This is a genomic window from Micromonospora noduli (assembly GCF_003264365.1).
GTDB classification, from domain to species: domain Bacteria; phylum Actinomycetota; class Actinomycetes; order Mycobacteriales; family Micromonosporaceae; genus Micromonospora; species Micromonospora noduli.
In genome coordinates this window covers 20,764-27,993 of the sequence record NZ_PYAK01000068.1, presented here as the reverse complement: position 1 = coordinate 27,993, position 7,230 = coordinate 20,764, and the positions used below count along the sequence as shown (strand labels likewise).

Here is a 7,230-nt window from a genome sequence, read left to right as displayed (position 1 = left end):
CGCGCCATGACCGTCCTGGCCGGGGGCGGGCGGCGGGCCGGCGCCGGGCCAGGACGGTCATGGCGCGGGCGTACCCGATCCCAGCCCGCCGACACCCCCGGATCCGCACGCCGTCAACGTGACCCCCGTTCGGCGCTCCCCCACCGCCGGCCGGCACCCCCCGGGCCGGCCGACGGTGGCAGACGGTCGACACCCCCCGGGCCGACCGGCTGTCCCCTGCGTGCCCGGCCCGACCTCGGGCGGCCACGCGGGGTGGAACTGGTGGGACGCGCCCCCGCGCTCCGCCGCCCCCCACGGGGCGGAGCGCGGGGGCCCCCCGTCCCGGCTACTGCAGGAACGCCCCGAGGGGCGAGAGCAGCAACCGGCCGAGCGCCGCGGCGTTGTCGTCCAACCGTGTGCGCTCACACTCGCGGGCGTCCGGATCGTGCCGGCACCGCCAGATCTTCTGCGCGTTACGCCAGGCGACATCGCGGGTGTACTCGACCAGTTCCCCCTGGTACCAGTCGTCGATGTCGCCGTTGAGCATGTCGATGAGCAGCTGCCACCGCTCCAGGTAGCCCCGGCGCAGGCCGGGGATCTTGTCCGCGAAGATGTTGTTGATCTCGAGGTAGTCGTGGTGCTGGTCGCTGCCGTCGACCGGCTCCGACTCCAGGTGGTCGAACGTGGTCACCAGGGCGAACGGCAGATCGAAGTTGATGTGCGCGTTCACCCCGGCCGCCGCCGACGGCAGCGGACGGGCATCCGGCCCCCGCATCCGCTCGAAGAGGCACGACCACGCCTTCGGGGTGCCGGGGCTGGAGTCGGTCCACAGCCGCATCGCGTCGAAGTACCGGGCGGCGAACTCGACGTCGAGCCGGGAGAGGAAGACCGGATCGATGAAGCGGTCGTCGTACAGCCCGTCCAGCACACTGCTGGTGATGGTCAGGTAGAGCTTGTTGAAGTCAGCGAGGGGGCAACTGGCCTCCAACGGCGGCAACCGGACCAGCATGTCCTGGAGCTTGGTCAGATGATCGACCACGGCCGGCACGTCCGCGGGATGATCGGCGAGCAGGTCGACGATGTCCCGGTGCACGGGCCCCCAGACCGGTTCGATCATTTCTCCTCCATTGTGGTCGGCGGCATCCCCCGTGCCGTCGTCGACGCGGCCCAGCCTCTCAGCCGACACCGGGCCACCGGATCAGTAAAACGACGTATCCCGGCGCGCACACGCGCCGGGATACGTACTTCAGTGGTGGGTCGGTCAGCTTCGTTGGTTGCGCAACTGGATCGCGCTGGCCTGCACGCGGGTACGGACCTGGAGCTTGTCGAAGATGTGTGACACGTGCACCCCGATGGTCCGCTCGCTGATGAACAGCCGCTGCCCGATCTCCCTGTTGGTCAACCCCTCGGCGACCAGGGCGAGCACTTCCCGCTCCCGGGCGGTGAGCGCCGCCAACTCGTCGTCGGACGCCTCGACCGGGACGCCGCGCGTGCCGGTGGTGCTGTCGCGCTCGTCCAGCGACACCCGAGCCCGCCCGGCCAGCTCCCGGATCTCCGAGGTCAGCGGCACCGCGCCCAACCCCTGCGCCACCCGGTAGGCCTCCCGCAGGAGCTTGCCGGCGGTGGCCACCCGGCTGCGCCGAGCCAGCAGCGCCTCGGCCTGCCGCAGCCGCGAGTAGGCCGCCGGATAGGGGTGATTGCGGCGATCCCACTCGGCCGCCGACGCGGCCCACAGCTCCGGATCGCTGCCGTCGAGGCGGCTCACCTCGGCGGCGCACAGCGCCAGGAAGCCCTCCACCACCGAGCGCACCGGCCGGGCGGCCCCGGCGCTCTTGCGGGCCACCCGCTCGGCCACGTCCCGCAGCCGACGCACCGCCGTCGGGTCCACCTCCACCGTGCGGCTGGCGTGCGCCTCCGCCTCGGCGCGCAGGCCGTGCCAGACCAGCGCGGAGAGGATCATCACGTCGTCGGAACGGCTCTCGGTGAGGCCGCGCTGCACCGCCTGGCGGGCCACGTCGTGCCGGCCCTCCCACATGGCCAGCCCGGAACGCAGGGTGAGCAGCGGAATGACGTGTCGCGCCCCGCCGCCGGCGAGCAGGGTCGCCACCGCGTCGAGGTCCCGACCGGCGGCCTCGATGTCGCCGTAGCCCACAGACAGCCGGCACCGGGCCAACAGCAGCTCCACGGCGTCCGCACCGGACGGTCGGTGCCGCAGGGCGGCGGCCACCACCTTCTCCGCCTCGGCCCACTGGCCCACCCGGAACAGTCCGTTGATGGCGATGGCCAGCAGCCGGGTGCCCCAGGTGCGGCCCAGCCCCAGCTCGGCCACCCGTTCGGCGCCCCGCCGGGCCACCACCACGCCCTCTTCGAGGACGTTCAGCGGCCCGGTCAGCAGCTCCGCCAGGTGCAGGTACGCGCAGGCCACGTCCTCGGGCTGGCCGGCACGCTCGGCGGTGTCGAGCGCGTCGCGCATGACCGCCAGACCGGCGTCCGGGTCTTCCAGACAGGCGTCGCTGAAGCCCAACGCCGAACTGGCCAGCACCACCTCGGTGGCCGAGCCCGCCACGTTCTCGGCCAACGCCAACGCCTCACGGGCCCGCGCACCGGCGTCGGCGTACCGACCCAGGTGCAGCAGCAGCTCGGCCAGGCGGGCGGCGGCGCTGGCCCGGTCCCGAGGAGAACAGTCCTCCGCCTTCAGCGCCCGCTGGTATTCCTCCTCGGCCAGCGCGGAGCGACCGGCGGCGGCCAGGTAGCGGGCCCGGCGGATGTGCAGCGCGCAGCTCGGCTCACCACCCCGCAGCGTGGCCAACTCCTCCAGCAGTGCCAACGCGCGGGCGTGCTCCCCACAGTGGTGAGCCGCCTCGGCGGCGTTCTCGAGCAATTCGACCCGGTCCACAGTCAGCGGGCCAGGCTCGGCGGCCAACTGCAACGCGGCCGACCAGTGCCGGTGCGCCTCGGCGTAACCGTGCAGCCGCTCGGCCTCCTGGGCGGCGGCCACCGCCGCCGGCAGGGCGCGCGCCGGCTCGCCGGCCAGCCGCCAGTGGTGCGCCAGCCGGGCCTGGTGCAGCTCACCGGGCGCCGTGGTCAGCGCCTCGGCGTAGCGGCGGTGCAGCCCGGAACGCTCGGCCGGCAGCAGCTCGTGCGCCAGCACCTCGGCCACGAGGCGGTGCCGCAGCCGGTAGCCCTCGTCGGCGCCGACCAGCAGCCGGTGCGCCACCGCGGCCCGGGCCGCGGCGATCAGCTCGTCCTCCGGCATCCGCAGCACCTCGGCCAGCAGCCAGTGCTGCACCGGCTCGACCCCGGCGGCCACTGCGTGCACCACGGCGTGCGCGTGCTGGGGCAGCGCGTCGACCCGGTCGAGGAAGATCTCCCGCAGCGTCTCGGACAGGCCGTCGCGGCCGTCGCGCAGATCCCGGGCCAGCTCCTCGATGACGAACGGGTTGCCGCCGCTGCGCTGCCACACCTGCTCTGCCGCGTCGGCGGTCAGCGTCCGGCCGACCACCGCGGCGGCGAGCGTCTCGGTGTCGGCCCGGCCCAGCGGCGCCAGGTCGAGCACCCGCACCGTGCGGAGTCGACGCAGCTCGGTGAGCACCCGGCGCAACGGGTGCGCGCCCTGCAACGACTCGGCACGCACCGCCGCCAGCACCGACAGCTGAAGATCGCCCAGGCCGGCGAGGAGGTAGAGCAGGAGCTGCCGGGTGCTGCGGTCGACCCACTGGAGGTCGTCCAGGATCAGCACCAGCGGGCGACCCTCGGCGATCAGGTGCAGGCCACGGGAGACGCGCTCCAGCAACGCGCCCGCGCCGTCCGGCCCGGCGGTCTCGTCGGCGAACATCTGCAGCAGCCCCCGCACCGCCGAGGAGGTGCGGGCGGGCGAGGTGGACACCTCGGTGTCGAACCGGCGCAGCGCCTGCAACAGCGGGTGCAGCGGGGAGGCGTCACCGATGTCCAGGCAGCTGCCGGTGAGCACCACGGCGCCCCGCTCCCGTAGGCGGTCGCCGATCTCGCCCAACAGCCGGGTCTTTCCCACACCGCTCTCGCCGGTCAGGAAGACCGCAGCGGTCTGCCCGTGCGCGGCGTCACCGAGCAACGCGGACCGAACCGTCTGCACCAGCTCGGCCCGGCCCACGAGCGGTGCGGTGTCCACATCGCTGGCCATGCCACGCAGCCTAATCACAGGGCCCCATACCGTTCTACGTCCGCCCACCGCTTGTGGTACTCCTCGCGTCGACTTTGCGACTAAAGGTTGCAGGTGGCCGACATACGTCGTTCGGCAGATCCCCCGTCGGCCCAGGAATGCCAATCTCCGGAGGTGATCAGGCAACCGCGGGGAGAAAGGCCGGTGCGACACCCATGACCACCAGCATCATCGTCGACACGCAACGGACCGTCACCCCGCTCTGGCCGGTACCCCAGGAGAGGCGCGTCGTCACCGTCCTCTTCGCGGACATCGTCGGCTCAACGGCCCTGGTGGACCGGCTCGACCCCGAGGACGTCCGAGCGTTGCAGCGGGCCTACTTCGACACCGTCGCAGGTGTGCTGCACCGCTGGCACGGGGTGGTGGAGAAGTACATCGGCGACGCCGTGATGGCGCTCTTCGGCGCTCGGCACTCCGACGGCTTCGACGCGTACCGGGCGGTGCGCGCCGGGCTCGAGATCCAGGCCGCGCTGGACCGACGGCCCATGGTCGACGGCATCAAGCTGCGCGTCCGGGTCGGTGTCGCCACCGGCGAGGTCGTGGTCGACCTGGGCGACGTCGTCACCGGTGGGCACGGCGTGGCCAGCGGCGCGGTGATCACCACCGCGGCCCGCCTGCAGGAGTACGCCGCGCCCGGTGCCGTCGCGCTCTGCGCGGCCACAGCGCGCGCCACCGCCGGCCTGATCACCCAACGTCAGCTGACGCCGGTGCCGGTCGCCGGCCGGGTGCCGCCGGTGCCGGTCTGGCACGCCGTCGGTCCGGTACGCCCCGGCGCCGACCGGCACGACGGCCCGTTGATCGGTCGACGCCGCGAACTGGCCACCATCCGCGACCAGTTGGGCGCGGCCATCCGAAACCGGACGCCACGCTGGATCTCACTGGTCGGCCCCACCGGCAGTGGCCGCAGCCGGCTGCTGCACGAGCTGACCCGGGGGCTGACCACGGTGGACGGATTGCCGGTCCGCTGGTGCGTGGCGACCTGTCAGCCGTACCCCGATCAGGTGTTGGCGCCGGTCGCGCACCTGCTACGGGGCCTCGCCGGGATCCGGCACAGCGACGGCCCGGCGGCGGTCCACGACCGGCTCGTCGCCGCTCTGACGCCGCTGTTTCCGCCGACCCGGGTGGCCACCGCGGTCCCGGCGCTCCAGCGGATGCTGACCACCCCGGACGGCTCGGCCGCCGCGCTCGCCGGCGCGGCGATCTGCCGCGAGGTCCTGCTGCGGCTGGCCGCCCACCGGCCGCTGATCGTGGCCGTCGACGACCTGGACCGGGCCGCGCCAGCGGTGAGCCGCTTCCTGCACGCGCTGTTCGGCGCGGCGACGGAGCGCGGGCTGCCGCTGGCCCTGCTCACCGTGCACCAGCCGCAGTGGGCCGACACCCGCCCCGGTCCGGCCCGCCAGATGACGATCGGACCACTGGCCACCGTGCAGTCCGGACGGCTGCTGCGCCACCTGCTCACCCGGGCCGGGCAGCCGGTGGCTCTGGTCGACCGGTTGCTGCCGCTGGTGGGAGGCCGCCCCGGGCACGCGACGGCGTACGTCACGTCGCTGGTGGACGGCGCCGATCCGGCGGCGCTCCCGCTGCCCGAGGCGGTACGGCGGGCCGTCGGCGCGGAACTGGATCACCTCGACGGTGAGCGGCGGGCGGTGCTGATGGCCGCCGGCACCCTCGGCGGTCTGATCTCCGGGGCGGCCGTGGACCAGGCACTCGGCTGGACGCCCGGCCGGTCCGCACCCGCGCTCCGCACGCTGGTCGCCGCCGGGCTGCTGCTCCCCCACCACGTCGACGGGTACGCGTTCGCCGCTCCGGCGCTGCGCCAGGTCGCCGCCGAGCGGTTGCCCCGCGCCCTGCGGGCCGTCTTCCAGCGCCGGGCCGCCGGCGCGACGCACCTCGACACCGTGCACCGGGAGACCGACCCGGCCGCTGGTGCGGTCAACGGTTCGGCGGCGAGGAGTGCGGAGATCGTGCGCCTCGACACCGTCGGCGCTCGGACCGGCCGCCTCGACACCGTCTTCGCGGCGCTGGCCCCGGCAGGGCCGGGCGGTGCCACCGGCCCGACCGCGCTGAGACGAGGCAGTCCCAGCCCGACGATGGCCACCCGTCCCGCCGCGTCGGGTCCCAACGCCGACCGTACGGCGGGCCCACGCCGGCTCCGAGCCGTCGCCTCGGCGGGCGACGTACCGCCGACGCCGGCCGCAGCGGTGTCCCGACCTGCGCTCGGTGCGGGCGGTAACCCGTTCCGGGACCCCGGACGGCCCGCAGCGCCGATCCGCCCCACGCCAGCGAGTTCGGCTGGGCACTGGACACTCGCCGACGCCGGCACTCCACGGGGCGTGGTGCGGGCAATACCCCGCCCACCGTTGGTCCGCCCACTGGAGGGCCTGCCCGCCTCCGCCTGACTCCGATGATCACTTGATGCCCGGCAGCCGAACCGACCCCTCGACGACTGGTCAGCACTGCCGGTCAGGACGGTCGCCCGCCGAACTGCCAGTTGTGCACCTCGATGTCGGCGTACCGGTCGACCGTCAGGATGGCGCGCGCCGCGTCCGGATCCGGCGCCCGGAGCAGCGCGGCGGTGCCGAGCCAGGTGACGCCGTCGTCGGCCAGCAGCGGCCCGTACGCGATCAGTTCGTCCGGGTCGGGCGGCACGGCCAGGTCGGCGGCCTGCCCGGCACCGAGGCCGAGCACCAGATACCGGTTGCCGCCGGTCCGGCCGCCAGGGAAGTCCCACATGGTGCGGCCCAGCGTGTTGCGCCACCGGCGCAGCAGCACGTTCCGGTACACACCGGCCTGGTAGTTCGGCTCCGCGAACGCGAATGCCCGCGCGGCGGCCGGGTCGGGCACGTCGACGATGTGCAGGCTGCCGGTGGGCGTGTCGCCGACGAAGGTCGGGCCACGGGCGATCATTCCCGCCGCGTACCGGTCCATGTAGGACCAGTGCTCGGGCAACAACTCGTCGCGCAACGCCACCGAGCCGGGCCGGTCACTGTGGTAACAGAGAAACTCCACGCCGCATTCTCCCCGCGTGCCCGGATCGAAGGCGGGCCGGGTGC

At 74.1% G+C, this 7,230-nt stretch carries 4 protein-coding genes; 1 reads left to right on the top strand and 3 read right to left on the bottom strand.

The window, feature by feature from the left end; translation table 11 throughout:
• Positions 1 to 325 precede the first annotated feature (325 nt).
• On the bottom strand, positions 326 to 1,096 hold the full coding sequence (locus GUI43_RS29615) for a DUF5995 family protein (protein ID WP_091398349.1): 771 nt from the start codon (positions 1,094 to 1,096) through the stop codon (positions 326 to 328).
• 144 nt (positions 1,097 to 1,240) lie between these two features.
• A complete protein-coding gene (locus GUI43_RS29610; protein ID WP_112601062.1) occupies positions 1,241 to 4,138 on the bottom strand; it encodes a helix-turn-helix transcriptional regulator in 2,898 nt (965 codons plus the stop codon).
• Between the two features lie 194 nt (positions 4,139 to 4,332).
• Between GUI43_RS29610 and GUI43_RS29605 the strand changes: the two genes are divergently transcribed.
• On the top strand, positions 4,333 to 6,576 hold the full coding sequence (locus tag GUI43_RS29605; protein ID WP_112700281.1) for an adenylate/guanylate cyclase domain-containing protein: 2,244 nt from the start codon (positions 4,333 to 4,335) through the stop codon (positions 6,574 to 6,576).
• 64 nt (positions 6,577 to 6,640) lie between these two features.
• On the opposite strand, the gene GUI43_RS29600 is transcribed toward GUI43_RS29605, so the two are convergent.
• Positions 6,641 to 7,186: a YciI family protein gene (locus GUI43_RS29600; protein ID WP_112601060.1), complete on the bottom strand. Its 546-nt coding sequence runs from the start codon at positions 7,184 to 7,186 to the stop codon at positions 6,641 to 6,643.
• Between the last annotated feature and the right edge of the window lie 44 nt (positions 7,187 to 7,230).

Bases quoted from the DNA above. Each gene is read 5' to 3' on its own strand.
- GUI43_RS29610 (WP_112601062.1), bottom strand. From the start codon at position 4,138: ATGGCCAGCGATGTGGACACCGCACCGCTCGTGGGCCGGGCCGAGCTG.
- GUI43_RS29605 (WP_112700281.1), top strand. From the start codon at position 4,333: ATGACCACCAGCATCATCGTCGACACGCAACGGACCGTCACCCCGCTC.
- GUI43_RS29615 (WP_091398349.1), bottom strand. From the start codon at position 1,096: ATGATCGAACCGGTCTGGGGGCCCGTGCACCGGGACATCGTCGACCTG.